Source organism: Nonomuraea guangzhouensis, from assembly GCF_019396345.1.
GTDB classification, from domain to species: domain Bacteria; phylum Actinomycetota; class Actinomycetes; order Streptosporangiales; family Streptosporangiaceae; genus Nonomuraea; species Nonomuraea guangzhouensis.
On the sequence record NZ_JAHKRM010000025.1, the window covers coordinates 108,574 to 130,463 of the forward strand.

Annotated in this window: 26 protein-coding genes and 1 pseudogene; 13 read left to right on the forward strand and 14 right to left on the reverse strand. The window is 68.5% G+C overall.

Features of this window, described 5'->3' with window-relative positions; genetic code table 11:
* Positions 1-37 precede the first annotated feature (37 nt).
* From KME78_RS42475 to KME78_RS42490, 4 genes are read right to left on the reverse strand one after another with little or no spacing between them, the layout of a single operon-like run.
* Entirely contained in the window at positions 38-811 is a 774-nt protein-coding gene (locus KME78_RS42475; RefSeq protein WP_443687881.1) for an amino acid ABC transporter ATP-binding protein, read from the reverse strand.
* Complete coding sequence (locus tag KME78_RS42480; RefSeq protein ID WP_219535190.1) at positions 808-1,458, reverse strand: amino acid ABC transporter permease; 651 nt, start codon at positions 1,456-1,458, stop codon at positions 808-810. Before KME78_RS42480 ends, KME78_RS42475 begins: the two co-directional genes overlap by 4 nt.
* Positions 1,458-2,201 carry an amino acid ABC transporter permease gene (locus tag KME78_RS42485; RefSeq protein WP_219535191.1) on the reverse strand — a complete coding sequence of 248 codons (744 nt, stop codon included), beginning with the start codon at positions 2,199-2,201 and terminating at the stop codon, positions 1,458-1,460. Before KME78_RS42485 ends, KME78_RS42480 begins: the two co-directional genes overlap by 1 nt.
* A gap of 46 nt (positions 2,202-2,247) precedes the next feature.
* Positions 2,248-3,054 (reverse strand): ABC transporter substrate-binding protein, encoded by an 807-nt coding sequence (locus KME78_RS42490; RefSeq protein WP_219535192.1) that lies wholly within the window; start codon positions 3,052-3,054, stop codon positions 2,248-2,250.
* A 294-nt stretch (positions 3,055-3,348) separates the two neighbouring features.
* Here KME78_RS42490 and KME78_RS42495 point away from each other — a divergent pair, with 294 nt between their 5' ends.
* Both KME78_RS42495 and KME78_RS42500 read left to right on the forward strand, forming a co-directional pair.
* On the forward strand, positions 3,349-4,179 hold the full coding sequence (locus KME78_RS42495) for an IclR family transcriptional regulator (RefSeq protein ID WP_308127341.1): 831 nt from the start codon (positions 3,349-3,351) through the stop codon (positions 4,177-4,179).
* 33 nt (positions 4,180-4,212) lie between these two features.
* Positions 4,213-5,349: a ligand-binding sensor domain-containing protein gene (locus KME78_RS42500; RefSeq protein WP_219535193.1), complete on the forward strand. Its 1,137-nt coding sequence runs from the start codon at positions 4,213-4,215 to the stop codon at positions 5,347-5,349.
* 53 nt (positions 5,350-5,402) lie between these two features.
* Here the strand turns inward: KME78_RS42500 and KME78_RS42505 are convergent, their stop codons facing one another.
* Together KME78_RS42505 and KME78_RS42510 are read right to left on the reverse strand one after the other, a co-directional pair.
* Positions 5,403-6,266: a PfkB family carbohydrate kinase gene (locus tag KME78_RS42505; RefSeq protein WP_219535194.1), complete on the reverse strand. Its 864-nt coding sequence runs from the start codon at positions 6,264-6,266 to the stop codon at positions 5,403-5,405.
* Positions 6,263-7,288: a LacI family DNA-binding transcriptional regulator gene (locus tag KME78_RS42510; RefSeq protein WP_219535195.1), complete on the reverse strand. Its 1,026-nt coding sequence runs from the start codon at positions 7,286-7,288 to the stop codon at positions 6,263-6,265. Before KME78_RS42510 ends, KME78_RS42505 begins: the two co-directional genes overlap by 4 nt.
* Before the next feature lie 351 nt (positions 7,289-7,639).
* On the opposite strand from KME78_RS42510, the gene KME78_RS42515 reads away from it, so the two are divergent.
* Entirely contained in the window at positions 7,640-8,923 is a 1,284-nt protein-coding gene (locus tag KME78_RS42515) for an ABC transporter ATP-binding protein (protein ID WP_219535196.1), read from the forward strand.
* Between the two features lie 78 nt (positions 8,924-9,001).
* Positions 9,002-9,472, forward strand: coding sequence for a hypothetical protein (locus KME78_RS42520; RefSeq protein WP_219535197.1), 471 nt, complete (start codon positions 9,002-9,004; stop codon positions 9,470-9,472).
* Positions 9,473-9,490: 18 nt separating this feature from the next.
* Here KME78_RS42520 and KME78_RS42525 read toward each other — a convergent pair whose 3' ends face one another.
* Positions 9,491-10,105, reverse strand: coding sequence for a TetR/AcrR family transcriptional regulator (locus KME78_RS42525; RefSeq protein ID WP_219535198.1), 615 nt, complete (start codon positions 10,103-10,105; stop codon positions 9,491-9,493).
* Positions 10,106-10,172: 67 nt separating this feature from the next.
* Here KME78_RS42525 and KME78_RS42530 point away from each other — a divergent pair, with 67 nt between their 5' ends.
* Positions 10,173-10,748 (forward strand): DUF2867 domain-containing protein, encoded by a 576-nt coding sequence (locus KME78_RS42530; RefSeq protein ID WP_219535199.1) that lies wholly within the window; start codon positions 10,173-10,175, stop codon positions 10,746-10,748.
* A complete protein-coding gene (locus tag KME78_RS42535) occupies positions 10,745-11,023 on the forward strand; it encodes an antibiotic biosynthesis monooxygenase family protein (protein WP_219535200.1) in 279 nt (92 codons plus the stop codon). The genes KME78_RS42530 and KME78_RS42535 overlap by 4 nt, the downstream gene beginning before the upstream one ends.
* A gap of 472 nt (positions 11,024-11,495) precedes the next feature.
* Here the strand turns inward: KME78_RS42535 and KME78_RS42540 are convergent, their stop codons facing one another.
* Both KME78_RS42540 and KME78_RS42545 read right to left on the reverse strand, forming a co-directional pair.
* Positions 11,496-12,203 (reverse strand): GNAT family N-acetyltransferase, encoded by a 708-nt coding sequence (locus tag KME78_RS42540; protein WP_219535201.1) that lies wholly within the window; start codon positions 12,201-12,203, stop codon positions 11,496-11,498.
* Between the two features lie 76 nt (positions 12,204-12,279).
* Positions 12,280-12,520 (reverse strand): annotated as a pseudogene (locus KME78_RS42545) (IS30 family transposase); the annotation flags it as partial.
* Between the two features lie 279 nt (positions 12,521-12,799).
* Here KME78_RS42545 and KME78_RS42555 point away from each other — a divergent pair.
* From KME78_RS42555 to KME78_RS42580, 6 genes are all read left to right on the forward strand, one after another.
* Positions 12,800-13,423, forward strand: coding sequence for an FMN-dependent NADH-azoreductase (locus KME78_RS42555; protein WP_219535202.1), 624 nt, complete (start codon positions 12,800-12,802; stop codon positions 13,421-13,423).
* Between the two features lie 383 nt (positions 13,424-13,806).
* Positions 13,807-14,046: a hypothetical protein gene (locus KME78_RS42560; RefSeq protein WP_219535203.1), complete on the forward strand. Its 240-nt coding sequence runs from the start codon at positions 13,807-13,809 to the stop codon at positions 14,044-14,046.
* A gap of 25 nt (positions 14,047-14,071) precedes the next feature.
* A complete protein-coding gene (locus tag KME78_RS42565; RefSeq protein ID WP_308127342.1) occupies positions 14,072-14,545 on the forward strand; it encodes a DUF6879 family protein in 474 nt (157 codons plus the stop codon).
* Between the two features lie 15 nt (positions 14,546-14,560).
* Positions 14,561-15,412: a helix-turn-helix domain-containing protein gene (locus tag KME78_RS42570; protein ID WP_219535204.1), complete on the forward strand. Its 852-nt coding sequence runs from the start codon at positions 14,561-14,563 to the stop codon at positions 15,410-15,412.
* A 64-nt stretch (positions 15,413-15,476) separates the two neighbouring features.
* The gene (locus tag KME78_RS42575) at positions 15,477-15,854 is read left to right on the forward strand and encodes a hypothetical protein (protein ID WP_219535205.1); all 378 of its coding nucleotides are present in this window, start codon (positions 15,477-15,479) and stop codon (positions 15,852-15,854) included.
* Positions 15,851-16,489: a hypothetical protein gene (locus KME78_RS42580; protein WP_219535206.1), complete on the forward strand. Its 639-nt coding sequence runs from the start codon at positions 15,851-15,853 to the stop codon at positions 16,487-16,489. The genes KME78_RS42575 and KME78_RS42580 overlap by 4 nt, the downstream gene beginning before the upstream one ends.
* Before the next feature lie 253 nt (positions 16,490-16,742).
* Here the strand turns inward: KME78_RS42580 and KME78_RS42585 are convergent, their stop codons facing one another.
* Complete coding sequence (locus tag KME78_RS42585) at positions 16,743-18,686, reverse strand: caspase, EACC1-associated type (protein WP_219535207.1); 1,944 nt, start codon at positions 18,684-18,686, stop codon at positions 16,743-16,745.
* The gene (locus tag KME78_RS42590) at positions 18,676-19,026 is read right to left on the reverse strand and encodes an effector-associated constant component EACC1 (RefSeq protein WP_219535208.1); all 351 of its coding nucleotides are present in this window, start codon (positions 19,024-19,026) and stop codon (positions 18,676-18,678) included. Before KME78_RS42590 ends, KME78_RS42585 begins: the two co-directional genes overlap by 11 nt.
* Before the next feature lie 241 nt (positions 19,027-19,267).
* Here KME78_RS42590 and KME78_RS42595 point away from each other — a divergent pair, with 241 nt between their 5' ends.
* Positions 19,268-19,612, forward strand: a complete 345-nt coding sequence (locus KME78_RS42595; protein WP_219535209.1) for a VOC family protein — start codon at positions 19,268-19,270, stop codon at positions 19,610-19,612.
* A 15-nt stretch (positions 19,613-19,627) separates the two neighbouring features.
* Here KME78_RS42595 and KME78_RS42600 read toward each other — a convergent pair whose 3' ends face one another.
* From KME78_RS42600 to KME78_RS42610, 3 genes are read right to left on the reverse strand one after another with little or no spacing between them, the layout of a single operon-like run.
* Positions 19,628-20,872, reverse strand: a complete 1,245-nt coding sequence (locus KME78_RS42600) for an FAD-dependent oxidoreductase (RefSeq protein ID WP_219535210.1) — start codon at positions 20,870-20,872, stop codon at positions 19,628-19,630.
* The gene (locus tag KME78_RS42605) at positions 20,869-21,249 is read right to left on the reverse strand and encodes a hypothetical protein (RefSeq protein ID WP_219535211.1); all 381 of its coding nucleotides are present in this window, start codon (positions 21,247-21,249) and stop codon (positions 20,869-20,871) included. The genes KME78_RS42600 and KME78_RS42605 overlap by 4 nt, the downstream gene beginning before the upstream one ends.
* Positions 21,246-21,887 (reverse strand): sulfotransferase family protein, encoded by a 642-nt coding sequence (locus tag KME78_RS42610; RefSeq protein ID WP_219535212.1) that lies wholly within the window; start codon positions 21,885-21,887, stop codon positions 21,246-21,248. Before KME78_RS42610 ends, KME78_RS42605 begins: the two co-directional genes overlap by 4 nt.
* Between the last annotated feature and the right edge of the window lie 3 nt (positions 21,888-21,890).

Below are 21,890 nucleotides of genomic sequence, written 5' to 3' on the forward strand. Positions count from 1 at the left end.
TACTCACAAAGAAGTGTCGGGACGGAAGGAGTGCCTCTCACGTGTCCAGGACACGGTGCAGGAACTGCTGGGTGCGCTGTTCCGTAGGACTGCCGAAGACCTGCTCAGGGGAGCCTTGTTCGAGGACGACGCCGCCGTCCATGAACACGACCCGGTCGGCGGTGTCCTTGGCGAAGCGCATCTCGTGGGTGACGACGACCATGGTCATGCCGTCCTCGGCGAGAGAACGCATGACGCCGGTGACCTCACCGACGAGTTCGGGGTCGAGGGCGGAGGTCGGTTCGTCGAAGAACATGATCGCGGGGTCCATGGCGAGGGCGCGGGCGATGGCGACGCGCTGCTGCTGGCCTCCGGAGAGCTGTGCGGGATAGGAGCCGGCCTTGTCGGCGAGCCCGACCCGCTTCAGGGCGGCCCGGCCGCGCTCCTCGGCCTCCGCGCGGGACAGCTTTCTGACCTTCAGCAGGGCGAGCGTGACGTTGCCCAGCGCGGTCTTGTGGGGGAAGAGGTTGAACTGCTGGAAGACCATCCCGACGTGCCCGAAGATCTCAGGCGCGCGCTTGCGGTCGTGCAGTGGGACACCGCCCACCCACACCTCGCCGCTGTCCGCGCGCTCCAGGTCGCACATGATGCGCAGCAGGGTGCTCTTGCCCGAGCCACTGGCGCCGATGAGGACGACGACCTCGCCCGGCTCCACGTCGATATCGACTCCCTTGAGGACCTCCAGGTCACCGAAGCGCTTGTGCACACCGGACAGAGAGATCCGCGAGGTGGTCACCGCCTTCTGTTGGGCGTCGAGGTCGATCATCATCATGCGGTGACAGCCTTTCGCTCCATGCGCCGCACGAGCAGCGACAGGGGGTAACAGGTGACGAAGTAGAGGACGGCGACGGCGATGTAGGACGTGGCGGGATCGCCCACGCGGTCGATGACGGCCTGTCCCTGGCGGACGAGTTCGACGTAGCCGATCACGACGGCGATGGAGGTGTCCTTGATCAGGGAGAGGTACTGGCCGACGAGCGGGGGAAGGACGATTGCCCGGGTCTGGGGAAGGATGACGCTGGCAAACGTCTGGATCCGGGGCAGGCCCAGTACCCGTGCCGCCTCCCACTGGCCGCGGGGCACCGCCTCGATGCCGGCCCGGAAGATCTCCGCGATGTAGGCGCCCTGGTAGAGCGTCAGGGCGAGCAGGGCCGCGCCGAAGACAGTGATGCCGGGCAAGCCCAGGTAGGCCGCGCCGAAGTAGAGGAAGAGCATCTGGATCAGCAGTGGCGTGCCGCGGAAGACCTCCAGATAGCTGCGGGCGAGCTGGGCCAGGACCGGGATGCGGCTGGTGCGCACGGCCGCGACGACCAGCCCGAGCAGGGTCCCGGTGGCGATCGCCGCGAGCGAGAGCAGTGCAGTGGCCCACAGGCCGGAGACGTACAGGTCACGGTTCGACCAGATGATCGACCAGTCCATCAGACCTCCGTCTCGACGGGGCGCGCGGAACGCGCCGGCAGCAGCCGGCGTACGGCACTGAGGGGACGGGGCCGCTCGGAGGGACGCAGTGGGGGCTTGAACGCGACCCGCCCGACGAGTCCCGCCACGAAGACGACCGCGTTGGTGAGGACCAGGTAGAGCACCGCGGCGATGCCGAAGACCTGCACGGTCAGCAGCGTGCGGGAGTTGATGACCATCGCCGTGCCCGTCAGCTCAGGGACGGAGATGGCGGACAGCAGCGACGAACCCAAGATGATCTGCACGAGCTGGTTCACCACTGCGGGGTAGACGTTGCGCAGGGCCTGCGGAAGCACCACATGCGCGAACGTGCGCAGCGGGCCCAGGGCCAGTACCCGTGCGGCTTCACGCTGACCGCGTGGGACGGCCTGGATGCCGGCGCGGAAGATCTCGGCGAGGTACGCGCCGACGTTCACGCCGAGGGCCAGCACTCCCGCCTGCACCGGGCTCAGCCGCAGACCGGCCGACGGGAGCGCGAAGTAGGCGACGAACATCTGCAGCAGCACCGGCGTGTTGCGCATGACCTCGACGTAGACGGCGGCGGGCGCACGCAGCACCGTGTAGCGGGATCTGCGGGCCAGGGCGCCGAGCAGGCCGAGGACGAGGGCGAGCGCGAAGGCCGCGAGCGAGAGCTTCAGGGACAGCCAGGCCGCGTCGAGATAGGTAGCCCAGTCCCGGAGGGCGTAGGTCCAATCAACGAACATGGGACTCCTCCATGGGGCGGCGGCAGGGCCGCCGCCCAACCGGGACTCAGTAGGACGGGTTGAGCGGGAAGACTCGGTCGACGCCGAACCACTTCTTGTAGAGGGTGTTGGCCTGCCCGGAGGTGTTGAACTCCCGCAGCCACGTGTTGACCCACTGCAGCCAGGTGGCGTCGCCCGGCGGAACGCCGATGCCGTTGTACTCCAGCGGCACGACGGAGTCCTTGGTGACCTTGAGGGAGGGGTCCTGCTTGGCCTGGAAGTTGAGGAAGTTGGAGTCCTCGACCATGGCGTCGGCCTGGCCCTGCTTGACGGCGAGCACGGCGGCGGAGGAGGTGTCGTACTCCTGGATCTTCGCCTTGGGGTTGCCGGTCTTGACCGCGTCGCCGTTGGTGGATCCCTTGGTCACGGCGACCGTCTTGCCGCCGAGGTCGTTCAGGGTGGAGATGCCGCTGTCCTTCTTCACCAGCATCACCTCACCCGCGACGATGTAGGGGTCGCTGAAGGCGACCTGCTTCGCCCGCTCGGCGGTAGTGGTGAAGTTGCAGACCACCGCATCGACCTTCTTGGTCTGCAGGTTGGGAATGCGGTTCGCGGACGTGGTGTCGATGATGTGGACCTTGACACCGAGCGCAGTGGCCATCGCGGTGGCAACGTCGACGTCGAAGCCCTGTGGCTTGTTGCTCTGGTCCATCGAGCCGAACGGCGGAAACGTCAGGCAGCTGGCGACGTTGAGGGTGCCGCGCTTGATGACGTCCTGGAGCGTCGAGGACTGCTGGTTCGCAGCCGAGGTGCCGCTGCTGGACGTGCAGGCGGCGAGGGATGCGGCAGCGGCCACACCGATACAAGTGATCATCAGAGCGCGGGTACGGTGACGAAGTCTCATCACGTGCATTCCCTTCCGGGAGGGTTGAGGGCGAGCCTGGGCGACCGGAGAAGGGAAGATCACCATCGATGGCCTGCTACGTTATGCTATGCAGAATGGCATTCCACATAATGTTGGGGAGATTAGCCCGGCTGTCCCGCCGCCGTCAACGGTCGATTTCAACATATGACACTTCATCTTGCTATGCAGTACGGTAGGGTGCCGGTGGTCCCCGCAGTGGACCCGTGATCGCCCTCGCAACGCATCTCCCCAGGAGGAACCGGCGTGCCTTCGCTCGACAGCGCGAACCAGAACCCTGACATGCCCGGGACCCGTCGCAACGCCTCGACATCCCTGCGACGTGCGCTGAGCATCCTGATGTACCTGGCCGAAGATGACAGTCATCCGCAGGGGACCTCGCTCACCGACCTCGCCACCGGTCTCCAGATGAGCAAATCCACCGTGCTGCGGCTCCTCGCCCCGCTACGCGAGACGCGGCTGGTGGACCAGGATCCGGAGAGCGGCCACTACCGGCTCGGGCCGGAGAACGCCCTGCTCGGGCAGCTCTACCTGGAGCGCCTCGACATCCGGCGCACGGCGTCGCCGCTGCTGCACCAGCTCGCCCAGGACGTGCGCGAAGCGGTTCACCTGGTCAGCTTCGATCCCCCCGAGATCGTCTACATCGACAAAGTCGAGAGCCCCCAGGCCGTCCGCATGCATTCCCGGGTCGGCGGGCGCCAGCCGGCCTACTGCACCGCCACCGGAAAGGCCTTCCTCGCTCACGCCCCAGACGATGTCGTCGCCAAGGTGATAGCGGCCGGCATGCCCGCCCGCACACCGGCCACCATCACCTCGCCCGATCAACTGCGCGCCGAAGTCGCCCGCATCCGCGAGCGCGGCTACGCCATCGACGACGTGGAGAACGAACTCGACATCCGCTGCGTGGCCGCACCGGCTTTCAACCACAGCGGGGCCGTCGTCACCGCAGTCAGCATCTCCGGCCCGGCCTCCCGCGTGACGCACGACCGCCTCGAAGAGATCGGAAGGCAGGTCATCAAGACGGCGCAGGCCCTGACCGACCGCCTAGGCGGAATTGCTCCGACATCTCAGGCTTAGGGATCGGCTCGTAGGGATCAGCGAGGAGGCGGGATGGGCCCGCGACACGTACTCGTCACCTTGACGGTGCTGACAGTGGCCGGATGTACGGCCGCCTCGCCCACCGGGCTCGACCAGCCCAGCCCTGCTGAGACCCCCTCGGTGCGGGCGAGCGGCACCCCGGCCGCCACCCGCCCCCAGGGACGCTGGCGGGTGGTCTACCGGCAGAAGGGCCTGGACTACGGGGCCGACTTCTTGGACATCACGGCCACGAGCGAGCGCGACGCGTGGGCGGTCGGCGAGCGGACCTTCGGCACCGACGGCCACGAGGCGTTGCTGGTCCGCTGGGACGGCAAGCGCTGGCGACGGCTGGCGAAGGAGCTGCCGAAGCAGGCCCGGGACGTCACGCTCACCAAGGTGGACGCCTCCGACCCCGGCAATGTGTGGGTCATCGCCGAGGACAAGGAGGGCGGCGAGTCCGGACTGCTGCACTTCGACGGCCGGCGCTGGTCGTTCGTCCCCGATCCGGTGGACACCTCTGACGAGGCCGCGAGTCCGTCCGAGGTGATCGCCCTGGGGGGTGGGCAGGCGTGGACGTTCGGCGACGGGTGGGCGCGGCACTTCGACGGGCGACGCTGGACCAGCCAGGCGATCCCCATCGTCACGCACGCCGCCTTCGCCCGGTCGCCCCAGGACATCTGGGCGGTCGGGGAGGCGGACCCGGTGCCGGACGACGCGTCCGCGCAGTCGGAGCCCGCCGTCGCCCACTTCGACGGCCGGTCCTGGCAGCGGATGCCGCTGCCCGCGCCGTCGCCGCCCGGCTCGTTCGAGTCGCGGCTCGATGCCGTGCTGGCCGTGGCCGCCGACGATGTGTGGGCGGTCGGCGGCTACGAGACGGGGGACGGCACGTTCCGGCCGCTGTCATACCGGTGGAACGGCACGGCCTGGCGAGCGGTCGCCCTTGACGGCGGGCGGTTGACCGGGATCGCCCGCGACAGCGGCGGCGTGGTGTGGGTGGCCTCCCATCGGTTCAGCTCCGAGCCCGGGAAGGACACCTACCGGCTGCTGGCGGAGGCGGGCGGGCGTTGGTCACGGGTCACCCCCGCCGCCCCGGTGACCACGATGACCGCCCTCCCCGGCGGGAAGCCCCTGTGGGCGATCGGCCAGAACGCGATCACCGAGTATCGCTGAGACGGGGACGGCATCAGGCGTCTCCGCCAGGCCGCCCACCGGGGCCTCGGCTCCTACGCGCGGCTCAGCAGGACCGGCTCGGTGATCGGGGACTCGTGAGTGCCGAGGACGGTGCAGGCGTGGGCCCCGGCGGTGGCGCCGAGCCGTACGCACCGCTCCAGCGGCAGCCCGCGGAGGCTGCCGTACAGGAAGCCGGAGACGAACGCGTCGCCCGCGCCGTTGCTGTCGGCGACCGGGCCGGGCAGCGGCGCGGCCGGGAAGGCGCGCAGCGGTGTGTCGCGGGTCAGGACCAGGCAGCCCTCGGCGCCGCGCGTGCAGACGACCGTGTGGGCGCGGCCGCGTTCGATGATGCCTGCCATGGTCGCGGCCGGGTCGGCGAGCGCGGCGGCCGAGAGGAAGACCAGGTCGGAGCGGTAGGCGAAGTCCTGGTGGTAGTCGTCGACGCCGTTCCAGTCGTGGAGGTCCGTGGAGACGGGCATGTCGAGGTCCGGGTACACGTGGCGGCAGAAGTCGGTGATCGACACGTGCGCGTGCCGCGCTTCGACACCCGTGTAGAGGTGGCGCGGGAGCCGCTCGCCGGGCGTGGCCCTGGGGTCGAACAGCGAGGTGCGGCGGCCGTCCGGATCGACCAGCAGGACGCTGCGCCGGGTGCCCGCCGCCGCCGGCGCCCAGGCGAAGTCGAGGCCGCGCAGCGCGTCGCGGATCAGCGCGCCCTGCGGGTCGTCGCCGATCAGGTCGGCGAACGCGACGTCGAGCCCGAGCGCCGCGCAGCCGAGCGCGACACCGGCGCCGGTGTTGCCGATCCGGTCGATCACGGGCGGCACGGAGTAGGTGTCCTCGTACGGCAGGGGCAGCGCGGGCACGTACACGGTGGTGTCGACCCCGGCACCACCGAGGACGAGGACGTCGCGGATCATCGATTCACCAGCGGGCCGGAGCCCGTGGAGCCGCGGACGACCAGTTCGGGCTGGAAGACGAGCTCGACGTGCTTGGCGGGAGCGCCGTTGACCTCTTCGAGCAGGGTCTGCACCGCGGCCGTGGCCATCGCGCCGATCGGCTTGCGTACCGTCGTCAACGGCGGATCCGTGAACGCGATCAGCGGCGAGTCGTCGAAGCCGACCACCGACACCTCGCCCGGCACGGCCAGCCCCTTCTCCCGGCAGGCGCGGATCGCCCCCAGCGCCATCAGGTCGCTCGCGCACACGATGCCGGTGCAGCCGCGGGACAGGAGCTGCATGGCCGCCGCCTGCCCACCCTCGACGGAGAACAACGAGTGCGCGATCAGCTCGTCGACGGCGCTCGTGCCGAGGAGCTGGGCCATCGCCTGCCGGTAGCCCTCGATCTTCCTGATCACGGGGACGAACCTGCGCGGCCCCAGCGCCAGCCCGATCCGCTCGTGCCCGAGGTCCACCAGGTGCTGCACGGCCAGCCGCGCGGCGAGCCGGTCGTCGGGCGAGATGAACGGCGCGTCGATGTGCTCGCTGTAGCCGTCGACCAGCACGATCGGCAGCCCCCGGTCGGTGAGCCTGGTGTAACGGTCCATCCGGGCGGTGGTGTCGGCGTGCAGCCCCGACACGAACACGATGCCGCTCACCCCGCGGTCCACCAGCAGTTCGGTGAACTCGTCCTCGGGCGCGCCGCCCGGCAGCTGGGTGCAGAGCACGGGCGTGTAGCCGTGCTGGGTCAGCGCCTTCTCGATGGCCTGGGCGAACGCCGGGAAGATCGGGTTGTCGAGCTCGGGCGTGACCAGGCCGACGAGCCCGTTGCTGCGCTGCCGCAGCCGGGGCGGCCGTTCGTAGCCCATGAGGTCGAGTGCGGCCATCACGGCCTGGCGGGTGGCGGCGGAGACGCCCGGCTTGCCGTTGAGCACCCGGCTGACCGTGGCCTCGCTCACCCCGGCCTGGGCGGCGATGTCGGCGAGGCGCGCATGACCGGTCATGGCCGCCACTGTACTTTCCACCGGGCCGCCGGCTGTGGCGCGCGCGGGTCGTCACCGCCGGCGAAGCCGCGCCTGCGCGCATGATAGGCCACGGCCTCGCGCCACCCCCTGATCATGCTCCGTAACCCTAGACGGTCCCGACCATGAAAGCCCTTGCCGCAAGTTTACGCAAGCCCTTCCAGGGCCCTGTTTTTCCGGAAATTTTCACCAGCGGATGTCCCAAACCCATGACCGAAACGCGATTAGGCAGAGATCTTTTATGACAAGGGTGGACATGTGACGTTAAGGCGCGATGTACTACCCCTTCAATCAGCCCCGTCACAGGTGACACGTGCGCAAGGTGTTGGGCCCATGAGCTCGGTCGTTCTCGACAAAGTGACCAAGGTGTATCCGGGTGACTACCTGGCAGTCGACCGACTGAGCCTGAAGGCCGAAAATGGCGAGTTCCTCGTTCTGCTCGGACCCTCGGGCTGTGGCAAGTCCACGCTACTCCGGATGATCGCCGGGCTCGAGGAGATCACCGAAGGGGACCTCTGGCTGGACGGGCAGCTGGCCAACCACCTGGCCCCGCGTGACCGCGACGTCGCCATGGTGTTCCAGAACGGCGCCCTCTATCCGCACAGGACCGTACGCGGCAACATCGCCTTTCCCCTGGAGATCGCCAAGTCCGACCCGGCGCAGGTGCGCGAGCGCGTCACCGAGCTGTCCAAGGCGCTGCACATCGACGAGACGCTGGACCGCCGCCCGGGCACGTTGTCCGGCGGCCAGCGCCAACGCGTCGCGATGGGGCGGGCGATCGTCCGCCAGCCCAAGTTGTTCCTCATGGACGAGCCCCTGTCGAACCTCGACGCCGGCATGCGCACCGAGCTGCGCATGGAGATCTCCGCCCTGGTCAGATCGCTGAACGTCACCACCATCTACGTCACGCACGACCAGGTCGAGGCGCTCACGCTGGCCGACCGGATCGCCATCCTCAACCGCGGCGTCCTGCAGGACGTGGGCACCCCGTCGCAGATCTACAACGACCCCGCGACGGCGTTCGTGGCGGCGTTCCTCAACTCGCAGCAGCTGAACCTGCTGGCCGCGAGGGTGCACACGCCGCAGAACCAGTACGTCCTGCTCGACTTCGGCCCGCACCGGCTGACGATCCCGTGGAGCGATCCCCGGGCGTACGCCATCTCGCAGCACACGGGCGGCCAGGTGCTGGTCGGCATGCGCCCCGACGGCCTGGCGCCGGTGCCCGAGTCGTACGAGGGGCCGTCGTTCTTCGGCCGCGTGCGGGCACTGGAGTACCACGGTCACGAGTGGCTCGCCTACATCGAGTGCGGCATGCCCGCCGTACCGGTGCCCGAGCCGCCGGACAGACGCGCGAAGACCAACGGTGACAAGAACGGGTCCGGCGGGCTCGGCGGACTGGTCCGCCGGATGTTCTCCTCCCGCGACGAGGAACGGGAGCAGCAGGAACAGGTGGGGCAGAACGTCGGCAGCGGCACCCACCGCCGCTCCGACATCATCGTCCGCCTGGGCGGGCGCCCGGCCTGGCGGGCCGGCGACGCGGCCAAGGTGGCCGTCGACCAGGCGCGCCTGATGATCTTCACCCCGGACGGCGCCCGCATCGACCCACCCCGCCGCTGACCCCCTCCCCCGTGCGGGGGAAGGCAATGGCTCACGGTGGGGAAGCCACCCGTCGCCGCCGTCGGCACGCTTGGTGGCATGACTTACTGGACTTCTCGTTGGGCCGGTTACGCGGCGATCGGCTGGACGCTCCTGTACGTGGCGTCGAAGGTGCACTTCGCCGTCGAAGGGCGGATCGGGGTCACCGGCGGCCCGCGCGTGGCCGCTGCGGCCTACCGTGACTACGGGCCTGGCGAGGTCGCCCAGGCGCAGTGGGCCAACGCCGGCAGCGGCCTGCTCATCGTCCTGCTGATCGTGATCTCTCTGCTGCCAGTGCGCCGCCGGTTGCCACGCGTGGCGCTGCTCGTGCTGCTGTGGGCATGTGTGGTCATGGCCGGGGCGGGCGCGGTCGGCATGCTCGGAGGGGTGGCATTCACTGAGCGCGGCGGCGCGATCTTCGGCGGTTACTGTGCCGTCTGGGCGGCCCTGCTGATGATCGCCGCTTTCGGGTTCCAGCGCCGCACCAGACCGGCGCGCGTTCCGCTTGTCGAACTCGGTGACCCTCGGTGACTTCGAGGTTCTCCGGTACTAACCAGGCGGAGCGGCGGCCTCCCCCGTTCGGTGGAGATCGCTTTCGGCCGGCAGGATCCCGGCCACCAGCGCGCTGAGCGCGGCCAGCGCCTGCTCGGCATCGACCCGCCCCGGCGCCAGCAGCCACTGCTGATGGATGCCGATCCCGGCGCCGATGATCGCGACGGCCAGCGCCTCGGCCGACACCCCCGGCGGAAGCGGCAGCCGTTCCAGCCAGCGCCGACAGTGCTCGCGCAGCGTGTCGTGGATCTCGACGTAGCGGCCGCGGATGGGTGAATCCGGCTCCAGCGCCTCGACCAGGAGCGTGACGAAGAGCTTGGTGGTCGGGAGCGCGAACATCGCACCGGCCGCCAGGTGCAGCTCTTCGAGCTTCGCCTCCGGCACCTCGGTGAGGCTGTCGCGGACCATCGCCACCGAACGTTCGAGCACGGCCAGCAGCAGGCCCTCCTTGCTGCCGAAGTGCCACGGGATGGATCCCCTGCTGATCCCGGAGCGCTGGGCCACGTCGATGAAGGTCGTCTGCCGGTAGCCCTTCTCGGCGAACAGCTCCGCCGCCGCGGCGAGGATCAGCTCGCGGCTCTCGCCGCTGGTCTGCTCTCGTCGTGTTGTCACGCCCACCTCCCCTATGCTAACAATCATATTCTATGTTGGCTGACACAGAGACGGAGGCCACCTGCTCATGAGACTCCCGGACACCGCCCACACCTCACACCCCTGGCGGATCCACGCCCTGACACCCGACTTCCGGCTCGAGGACGTATGGGAGCTGCCCACCCCCGGCGGCCCCGACGACCTGGAACGTCTGGTGCGGCAGATGGTCACCGGCGAAGGCCGCTTCTCCGGCGCCACCCGGGCCCTGTTCGCGCTGCGCTGGAAGATCGGCGAGCTGCTCGGCTGGGACCGGCCGGACACCGGCGTCGGCGTACGCGTGGAGACGTTGCGCAACCGGCTCCCCGCCGACCTGCGTGCCGCTCCGCCCGCCCCGGACCCCGTCGCCGTACCCCTCACCTCGGTCTATCTGACCGACACCGAGTGGGCGGCGGAGCTGGCCAACAAGACCGTGCACACCGTCATGCACATCGGCTGGGTGCCGGACTCCGCCGGCGGCCACCACGGGCAACTGGCCGTGCTCGTCAAGCCGAACGGCCTGTTCGGCAGGGCCTACATGGCCGCGATCAGGCCCTTCCGCCACCTGATCGTGGACCCGGCATTGATCCGGCTGATCGGCCGCGGCTGGCAGAGGAGTGCGGCATGAACGTCGGAATGATCGCCAGCCACTATCCGCACGCCTCCCACCGGGAGGAGTTCATCGCCCGGGTGCACCGGGTCGCCGAGGTGTTCCGGGGCACGCCAGGATGCCTGTCGGCCGAATGCTGGCTGTCCGACGACGCGGTGATCTCGATCGTGCGGTGGGAGTCGGACGAGGCGTTCGCCACGTCGCTGGCCGCGGTGCAGGAGGCGGACCTCGATCTGGCCTATGACGAGCGCGAGGTACGGCCGCGCGAGATCGTTCGGGTCGTGGCCGGCTAAGAACCGTTTCCGAAGCGGGGCTCGTCGGTCGTCGCCTCACCAGGCCGGCGCGGTGCCGACCGTCACCGCTGGGCATCCTTCCGCGGGCGACAGGTGAGCCCCGGAAAGGATGCCCGCCATGCCTGTCACTCGGTCTCCCGGCCGGGTAGCCACCGCGGGGCGACGCGCGACCTTCCTCCCCTCTTGGCGTCAGGCTCGGGCATTCCGTCCAGGTGGCGGCGCATCCACTGTGCGAGGATGTCCGAACTGGCTCCGAGCAGCGCGGCGATGGCCGCCCGCCCCTGGCATCGAGGGGGCGAGCGGCCTTTTCGTTTGCCTGCTCATGCGATGCGGGCCGCGACGATGCGATTCTTTGGGGATCGGCGGGTGATGTGTCCGGTCTGCTACCGGCCGCTCAGGGGCAACGCGGTGATCTCGAGGTGGCCGGGAAGCCTGCGGCTCTTCATGTCCGCGACAGGATGAGCGGATGGCGTTAGAGGCCGAACATCGGACGACACGCTGTCATCCCGTCAACCGTTACGGGGTGCCGGTTCTGCTGAGTCCACTTCTGCCTGGTGAGCCGTAGACGATCGGACACGAGGGCCTCGTCATCGCGGGCGTCCACCGAGACGCCGTCGTGCTCGTAGCCGAGCTTGCGGGACACGCCCTGAGAGGCGTGGTTGTCCTGGAACACCTCGGTACGCGCAGCACGTGCGTCGAGGTGGTCGAAGGCCAGGGTGAGCAGGCCGACCCGAGCCTCGGTTCCATAGCCCTTGGCTTGGTGCTCGATGCCCAGCCACGAGGACGTTGTGACCTCCCGAACGACGAGGAAATCGCGTGCTCGAAGCGTGACCACGCCAAGCGGTTGGCCGTGGTGGAAGACCCCGAGTCCGAGCTGCCACGCTGCCACGCTCCATCCTGCGAGCTGGCTCCAGTGTCCTTGGAGCACAGACCGGACGCGATCCTCGGGACCGCCGTCGGTCCACGGAGTCAAAAACGGGCGCTCGTCTGCCCGGTGCACGCCTTTGCCTGCCAGATGTGCGAGTGCCGCCAGTTCTTCCTCCCGAGGCAGGCGGAGTTCAAGTCGTGGGGTGAAAATGGTCAGGCCGTATTGGGGCCACAGGTCAGAAAGCACGGGCGGGATCATGACGACTAAATCCACGCCACGCAACTGAATTACTGCCCAGATCAGGATTGTCATCGGCATGTCAGTGCCTCGCCATTGGGTGCGCCCTTGCCCCCTTGAGTCGCGGTGCCGCGAACCACGGCCCGCCAGGTCAGACGCAGGTTGCCAGGAGCTCCGCGAGACGCTCCGCCAGGCTGTCTGTCCCAGCCGAGCGTCTTGCGAGGTCGAGAGTTCAGCTCGGCGGCGACGGCGTCGAGCTGGGCGCGGGTGTGGACGGATAGGTCGGTGCCCTTCGGGAAGTACTGGCGCAGCAGCTCGTTCGTGTTCTCGTTGGAGCCGCGCTGCCAGGGGCCGGCCGGATCGCAGAAGTAGACGGGCATGTCGGCGGCGACGGGTTCTGGCCGATCTTGCTCGGTTTGGGGCGGGGCCGGCGGGCGTCGGCGCGGGCCTGGGCCGCGTGCGGGCGGTACTGGCCGCCTGTGGGGTGCCGATTGCGGCGGATCTCCCGGCTGATGGTCGAGGGCGCACGGCCCAGTTCGCGCGCGATCTCCCGGATCGAGGCCTTCTCCCGCACTCGGTCGGCGATGTCGAGCCTGATGCGCGGTTGACCAACCGGACCATGGTCCGTATTGTTCTCTTACAAGCGGACCGCAGTCCGGAAAGGGGCAACTATGAAGCCGATCCTGCACATTTCCGCCTCCCCCAGAGGAGCGGAGTCGATCTCGCTGGCCATCGCCTCGACCTTCGTCGAGGAGTACGTCGCCACGCATCCCGGGGCGCAGGTCGACCACTTCGATCTGTGGGATGGAAGTCTGCCGGAGTTCGGGCCCGCCGCGGCGAAGGCCAAGATGACCGTGTTCGGAGGGGGTGTGCCCGACGGAGAGGAGGCGGCGGCCTGGGAGGCGGCCGTGCGGGTGTTCGAGTGGTTCGACGCCTATGACCGGTATCTGTTCAGCGTGCCGATGTGGAACTCTGGCGTGCCGTACAAGCTCAAGCAGCTCATCGACGTGGTCAGCCAGCCGGGCATGGTGTTCGGGGTGGATCCGGAGACCGGCTACCAGCACCTGCTGAGCGGGAAGCGGGCCGCGGTCGTCTACACCAGCGCGGTCTGGGGGCCGGGGGTCGGGGCGGAGTTCGGGAGCGACTTCCAGTCGACGTTCTTCGGCGGGTGGCTGCGCTGGGCCGGGATCGACGACGTTCAGGAGATCCGGCACCATCCGACGTTGACGGGGTCGTATGAGGATGAGCGGAAGCAGGCGGACGAGCGAGCCCGAGAGATCGCCAGGCGCTTCTAGCGAATTTCCGCCGATCGGCAAAAGGGTGCACTCCCCCGCCCTGCTACATATGACCCGATGGCCACGAGGGGCGCCATCGGCCGCTGACCCACCCTTCAGCCCCCAGACACTGATGACGCTGAACTCGCCCTCAGCGCAGGTGCGGCGGATGCTCTCCTGGGAGGGCGGCATGAGGAAGTGAGAGGTCTCGACGTCCGCGAGAAGGACGTCGGGATCATCCACTTCACGCCAGTAAGAGATGGCGATGATCTTGGTTTCCTTGGCACGGACGCCAACAATCACATATGAGGGCATTCGGGATCGGCGCCTTGACTCGGTGTGGCTGCGGCATCACGCTCAGGTGATGTAGAAGTTCGTACACACTCGAAGGCCAGGAGCGGACCATGGCGCTACGGTTCTGGGGCAAGGGTGGGAGTCACACCGACAGTTGCCCCTCCGTTCACAGCGACGACTCCGACGGCAGTCTCGTGATCGTAGGCTGGCCTGTCGATGATCCCGAGATACTCGCGAAGATCCGCGAAGTGGCTCATATCGAGCCTCACGAGGCGGCCTTCCGGGTACCGAAGGAGCTGAAGAAGGCCCTATGGGAGGCGTGTGGCGGCCATGATCCAAGTTCTGACTGACTTGTTCGAGCAGACGGAGCGCTCGGTGACGCACCTGGAGCTTCGGGACACCTACGGCACCTCGCACCCGGACTTCCAGGACTGGGCGGACGGAGTTCCTATCGCGGGCATCGCAGGCCGAGGGCGTCTCGACGCCTGGAATGATCTCACCAGGTTCCACGTGGCCCGTGGCGTCGTCTTCCGGCGAGCCAGGGTCATCTCGGTTCCTCCGAGCGACTACATCCGCTTCGAGCACGCGATCACGCCGTGGTCGAACCTGGCAGGCGGTGAACAGGTCCGCTGGCTGGAGAGACCGAAGGCGCGGGACATCCCTGTGTCTCCCTGCGACTTCTGGCAGTTCGACGACCACCTGGTGTGCTGGGTCTACCAGTCCGGGCACGGCGAAAAGGCCGGCTACGACCTCTCCGAGGACGCTGCCGAGGCCAAGCTGTGTTCCGCGGCCTTCGAGGCCGTATGGGAACGGGCGACGGACCACCAGGAGTTCGCGCTGCCTGCCTGACAAACCGACCCGCACGTGGCTACCTCACCGTCCTCAAGCGTCCAGGATGCGCGCAAGGCCATCGCCGCCCGGCTCCGCGAGATCCTCCGAGATGCCGGGCTGACGAACCGCGCCTTCGCGCGGCAGTCCGGATGGGAGGAGTCGAAGGTCTCTCGTCTCGTCACTGGGCGAACCCCGCCCAGTGACACGGACATCCGCACCTGGTGCCAGATCTGCGCGTCCCCGGAGGAGATTCCGAACCTCATCGCGGCCAGCCGCAACGCCGAGAACACCTACATCGAATGGCGCCGGGTTCAGCGCAGCCAGAAGCGCATGCAGGAGCTGGGCAAGGCCCTGTTCGAGAACAGCAGCCTGTACCGCTTCTACTCCTCCAACCTCGTGCCGTGGCCCTTGCAGGTGCCGGCCTACATGCGGGCGATCATGACGCGCTTCTCGGAGTTCCATGAGGTCCCCGTCCCGGACATCGAGGAGGCCGTGAAGACGCGGCTGGCCCGCCGACGTCTCCTGGACAGTCCCAGCCGTCGCTGTGTCCTGATCATCGAGGAGTCGGTGCTGCGGGACCGCCCCTTCTCGGACGTCATCATGCGTGAGCAGCTCTCCCACCTGCTGATCGGCATGCACCAGCCCAACATCTCCCTCGGAATCATCCCCAGCGGCGTCTCCCGGGTGCAGAAGGTCACCGAGAGCTTCCTCATCTACGACGACTCCACGGTGGTGATCGAGCTGGTGTCGGCCATCGTGAACCTCACGCAGCCGCGCGAGATCGGCCTGTACGTGAAGTGCTTCGGGGATCTGAAGAAGGATGCCGTCTTTGGGAACCCGGCACGGGCCCTGATCGACTCCGCGCTTGAAGCGCTGCTGGACTGAAGTCGCGTAGAAACTTGTACATACTCGTTGGGCCGCCGATCGCGCAGAACCTAGCGTCGATGGCATGTCACCGAAACGTGCTGCCGAGCCCCGCCAGGCCCCGCACAACGGGGTAACCGCCGATACAGCCAGCCAGCTGTATGAGGCGCTCGGGCCTGTGCAGCGGGAATTGAAACGGCGGCATATCCCGTGTCTGAGGGTGTCGATGATCAGCCTGGAGTTGTGGGGACGGCAACCGCTGGCATTCCCCGAGTACCACACGCCCGCCATCGAGGTGTGGGACCGACAGGGGAAGATCGTGGCTGCCATCACGGTGAGCGTTGATTTGAGCCACTTCTGCGTGGCCCTCCCTTCGCAGCAGAGCCGACCTCATCTTGTACCTGCCCAGGCTCCCGAACTGGTGGCAGCGCTCATTCCTGGCTATGACCGGGAGGGGCTGTGAGTCTGGTGGCGAAGACGGGCGAGGCCGGGTTTCGCTATCCGTACGTGATCGGGTGGACGGGGGAAATCCAGACTCACCCGTTGAAATGGATACCGCACCGTGGCGGTTTCCAACTCGGCTACGCCATTCCGAGTCGTGGCGACTACAACAACGGCGTCTTGCGGCTGCGGCAGGGCAAGAAGATGACGGGACGGCCCGACTTCACGTCGGTGAACACCAGGCGGCAGTGGCGTTGCATGGATAATCGGCTATGCCAGGTGTGCGCTTGTTCGGCGGTAGACGCAGAGACGGGTCGGATCTGGTGGTTGCTGTCATCTGACTCCGGTGATGGTGGCGACGGCTATACCAACGCACCGCCGACGTGTCGGGGGTGTATTCCGGAGGCGATCGCGCAGTGTCCGCACCTGCGGCGTAACGCCGCAGTCTTCACCGTGGGCAACTGCTCGCCGTTCGGTGTGCGAGCTGATGTGTTCTTGCCCTACCTGCCGCCGCTGGTCCCGTACGAGCGCAACGTGGTGCTCACGTTCGACGACTACGACATGTGTAACGCGCTTGGCCGGGAGTTGCTGATGCGACTGCATGACGTGCAGCCGGCTGCCCTGATCGGTGATGCTCGGGCCTGGGACAGGCCGTAGGAGTCGGTGCCGGTCTCGATGGCGTTGCCGCCACGGTCAAGCAGCCGGCCCGGCGAAGCGTTTTTGGGAAGGCGGTCCGAGCGGAGCGAGGCCCTTCAGGGGGCGGGCGCCAGCCCGCCTGGAAGGACGTCCGGAGCGAAGCGGAGGGCCGTTGTGGGCGGGCGGGCATCAAACAGCCAACCACCCAAACGGGTAAGGGGTGGGAAAAAGGAACGCCCGGAGCGAAGCGGAGGCCCTTTGAGGGTGGGCAGCGTCAGAGGCGGCCCGTCGTAGCGTCCAGGGCGTACACCTTGCTGTCGGTGCTGCCGACGTACACAAGCCCATCGACCACCACGGGACTGGACCAACTGATGTCGCCGAGGGTGGTGTGGCTCCAGCGCACCCTGCCGGTGGTCGCGTCCAGCGCATGAACCTTGTCGTCGAAGCCGCCGATGTACACCACGCCGTCGGTCACCGCTGGACGGGCGTCGATCTTTTCGCCGGTGGTGTAGGTCCAGTGCACCCGGCCAGTGGTCGCGTCCAGTGCGTACACCTTGCCATCGGTGCTGCCGACGTACACCACTCCCTTGGCCTCCGCAGGGCTGGAGAGGACGGCGGCGCCGGTGGTGTAGGTCCAGCGCACCCGGCCAGTGGTCGCGTTCAGGGCGTACACCTTGCCGTCGCCGCTGCCGACGTACACCATTCCGCCGGCCACCGCCGGATTGGAGTCGACGGCGCCGCCGGTGGTGTAGGTCCAGCGCACCCGGCCGGTGGCCGAGTCCAGCGCGTACAGTTTGTCGTCGTCGCTGCCGATGTACACGATTCCGTCGGCCACCGCCGGGCTGGAGAGGATGGCGCCGCCGGTGGGGCGGGTCCAGCGCGCGCGGCCGGTGGCCGCGTCCAGGGCGTACACCTTGCCGTCGCGACTGCCGACGTACACCATTCCGCCGGCCACCGCCGGATTGGAGTTGACTTCGCCCTTGGTCGCATGGGTCCAGCGCGCGCGGCCGGTGGCCGCGTCCAGGGCGTGCACCTTCTTGTCGCGACTGCCGACATACACCATTCCCTCAGCCACTGCTGGACCGGAGTAAACGTGGCCGCCAGTGGTGTAGGTCCAGCCCACCCGGCCGGTGGCCGCGTCCAGCGCGTACACCTTGTGGTCGCTGCTGCCGATGTACACGATTCCGTCGGCCACTGTCGGGCTGGAGATGATGAAATCGCCAGTGGTGTACGTCCAGCCGATCGCGCGGGTCGGTGCGCTGGGAGCGCTGGATGCGGCAGGCGTACTGCCGACGGAGCCGGGCGTTTGCGGCCCTCGTGAAGCCAGCAGCAGGCTGGCGATGACGACAGCAGAGGTCGCGGTGGCGGTCACCGCGATTCTCCATCCGGTCCGTGCTCGTGACTGAAGGGCGGCGCGACCGGATTCATGGGGAGGTGGAGTAGCCCATGAAGAGGACGCCTGGCCTTGGGAAGCCGGGTTGCGGGTGAAGACGAGCCGGCCGGCGGTGTCGGTGCCTCGCTGGTTGGGCTCCGGCAGGCCCCGGCTGTGGAGACGCTGGCGCAGATGCGGGTAGAGCAGGTCCAAGGTGAGCCACATCGGGCCGTCGGGCAGGCCGGTGCGGACCAGGTCCAGGAGTTCGCCGGTGAAGGACGTGCAGGCGTTGGCCTGCCGGCCCAGCGGAGGAACATGAGCGGTATGGTCGCTGGCCGTCAGCGTGTAGGCGCCACGGATGCCGGCGCTGTCGGCGACGCCCTCGGCGGACAACGCCTGGACGGCACGGCCGGAGTAGCAGCAGTCCAGGATCACCACTTTGACCCGTGCGGGGCTGTCCAGCAGCGCTTGACGCAGGCGTTCGTACTCCAGGCCGGTGACGTCGGGATCGCCCTCGTCGGTGCCGGTCAGCGGCAGGCACAGATGCCCGTTCTGCAGGATGATCCCGTGCCCGACGAAGTACACCAGCAGCACGTCGGTTGTGTCGCGGGCCAGCCGCCGCAAGGTCCGCACCAGGCCGGCCACGTCGGCGGGGTTGGGGATGAGGGTGATCTGCTCGGCCGGCCAGCCGCACAGGTTGGGGTCTGTCAGGACTTGGTGCAGTCCGTCAAGGCTGTTGGCCGCAGCGGGTAGCGGGCGGAACGCCTTGTCGTCGTACGCCGAGACACCGATCAGGATTGCCCGGGAGCGGGGGTGGTCAGGCGAGCGGGGCGCCTCAGGACTCATCGGGCGCCCGCAATACTTGGCGCAGCAGCGGCGCGATGTCCTGGTCCTTGACCCGCCGGGCGTCTAGCTTCACCTCGCCGGAGGCCTTGACGGTGATGGTGACGTCCGCCCGGCGGGTGGCCAGCCAGGTGGTCAGCGCCCGTGACAGGGCCGCGACCGCGCCTGCTGAGCTGAGTGCCAGGACGAGCGTGTCCAAGGCCCCGCCCAGCTCGTCCTCCGCCGCGGGCCTCCGTACGACCTTCACCGTCCCGGCCAGCGCCCGCTCGCTGGTCAACCATTGCCACAACGCGGCGAACTCCGCCGTCTCATCGCCACCTGTGAGCTGGATCTGTGTCTGCATCAGCCGCCCCTCCACCGATGGGACCATCGCTCCAAGCAAAGCAGGGGAGGGAGTTCTGCGCTGCGGATTACCGCAAAGAGTGACCAACTGACAACAAACCGTCAACGGCCGCAACGCCTTCGCTAAGACCGCCGACTACCAACGTCCCGCCACCGGGCATCGAACCCGGCGAACAGGACGCCGATGAGTTTCAGTCGCGGCAGCGGTCTCACTTTTGAATCGACTGGAAGGAGTGGTTCCGGTGGACCTGTACAGCGTCGTGTGCGTGCGCGACCGGGTGACATCGCAGAAGTGGTTCGAGGCGTTCTTCAGGCGGCCGGCGGACGAGATCATCGGCGAGGAGTATCTGTGGCAGGTCGGTGAGAACGCGTGGGTCGTCATCGACGACCGGCCCGTGCGGGCCGCACGGGTGGGTGGCACCATGATCACCCTCGGCGTGTCCGACCTCGACGACATCCTGGCCCGGCTGGCCGCGCACGGCATCGAGCACGAACCCGTGGAAACCTACGGCAACGGCGTGCGCCACGTGGAAGTCCTCGACCCTGACGGCAACAGCCTGTCTCTCGCGGAGGCGCCCGCCCGGTGATCCTTGCTTGCTGCGCTACGTACGGTCTGGACGGGCGAAGGCCGGAGCATGTTCGGGGCGGGGCCCGAAGCCGACGAAGCGGGCGGGTATCTTGCGAAGCCCCGGGAACGCGCGGGTGAGGAAGAGCATGGACTTCGGCGGGCCGGAACGTTTGCCCGCGAACTGCTTCTCGAACATCACCCGCTGCAGCAGCCGCTGAGCATTCTGCACGATCACGGTGGGGCGATACCTGCGCCGTTGCACGGCCGCGAGATCTGTGAGGGTGACGGTGTGCCGGCGCAACGGCTCGGCCAGGAGGGTGCCGGCCGCCACCGCGTCCTGGATGGCCAGGTTGATGCCCACTCCGCCGGCCGGTGACATGGCGTGCGCGGCGTCGCCGATGAGCAGCAGTCCGTCGAGGTACCAGCGCTTGAGCCGGTTCAGCCGCACGTCGAGTACGTGCACGTCGTCCATGCTCGCCAGCCCGCCGACCCGGTCGGCGAAGTCCGGCCGCAGGTGGGCGATGCGCTCTCGGAAGCGCGCTGTTCCTTCGGCCCGCAGTCGCGCGTCGGCGCCTTTGGCGGTGAAGTACGCCACTTGGTAGTAGTCGTCGCGGGCCAGGGAGATCAGTGCCTCGGGACCCCGGGCGACCGGCGTCACGCCGGCGGGCACCGCCCGCTCGTCGGCCGGCCGGGGCAGGCGGAACCACCAGACGTCGAACGGTACGCGGAATTCCTTGGGCGTCAGGCCCGCGTCGCGGCGCAGCGTGGAGTGCCTGCCGTCGCAGGCGACCGTCAGCTCGGCGCGGATCTGCCCGTCGCGGCCGTCCGCCGTACGATACCGGACGCCGGTGACCTTCTCGCCGTCTCGTAGCAACGCGGTCGCCTCGGTGTTCATGCGCAGGGTGAAGCCGGGCTCCTCGTCGGCCGCCTTGGCGAGGAAGGAGAGCAAGTCCCATTGCGGCACCATCGCGAGGTAGTTGTACGGCTCCGGCAGCGCTTCGAAGTCGCCCAGGGTCACCATGCTCCCATCGGGCGCGGGGAGCGACAGGTTGCCCAGGCGGCTCTGCGGCAGGGCGCGAAAGCCGTCGCCGAGGCCGAGCTCGTCCATGAGCCGGATGGTGGCGGGATGCACGGTGTCCCCGCGGAAGTCGCGCAGGAAGTCGCCGTGTTTCTCCAGCACGGTGACCTCGATCCCGGCCCGGGCCAGCAGCAGGCCCAGCATCATGCCGGCCGGGCCGCCGCCGCACACCAGGACGCCGGTGCTTTCGGTGATCGTCATGACTGTCCCTTTCCGCGTAGTCCGTACTGGATGAACAGGGCGATGACCACCAGGCGCAGGGCTACGTTGGCCCAGATCGACGGGTCCACCGCGGCGCGGGCGAACGCGTACGCCTCGACCGCGGCGGTGCAGGCGTGGAACACGATCATGGTCCGCGTGAGAAGACGCGCCGCCTCGGGGTCCCGCAGGCTTCTGCCGGCGAACGACAGGAACGCCACCGCCAGTTCGGCGGCCCCCAGGAGGTAGCACACCAGGTAGTCGTCCGGCGCGACGCGCACGCCTACGGCGCCGGGAATCAGGCCGGGCGCGGCGATGAGCACCACACCCGCAGCCAAGGTGACCAGGGCGTGGAGGGTGAGGAGGATGCGGAGGTTCACCTCGGCTCCCGTAGGCGGGTGAGGGCGGACTGCCGGTCGTTGAGTCGCGGGTAGGGCTCGCCAGGGACGGGCACGCCGAGGAAGTCGCATAACGGCTCCCAGCCCTGACCGGTCTCGTAGATCAGGACGCGGTCCGCGGGGAGCGCCCCGGTGACGTCGGCGGTGTGCCGCCGGAACATCTCCACGGCGTGGCTCTCCGCAGGCATCGGGTCGGCCGGTGTCGTGCCGAAGGTGTCGCGCCAGATGTGGTCCAGCAGCGGTCGCATGCCGGTGACCACGGGCTGGAGTTCGGCAGGTGCCGCGGCGGGGTCGTGCAGCAGCGCGAAGACGGTGTCGCGGAGGCTGACGTACCAGGCGTGGGGGTCGCGCACGGTCAGAATGACCTTCGCGTCGGGGTAGGCCCGCGCGAGCGGGCGCCAGAAGTAGGCGCTCGGCCAGTCCACCGCGGCCTGGTAACCCCGCAGCAGACCCGTCCAGTCGACCGGCTCCTCGAGGGCCTGCCGCCACCGCGGCGCCTGCTCTGGATGGGCGCCGATCTCCTGCATGTGGTGGCAGGGACCGAAGCCGAGCAGCTCCAGCGCCGCCTTCAGCGACGTGGTCCCGGTACGCGGCAGTCCCGCGCCGATCACGCTGATCATCCG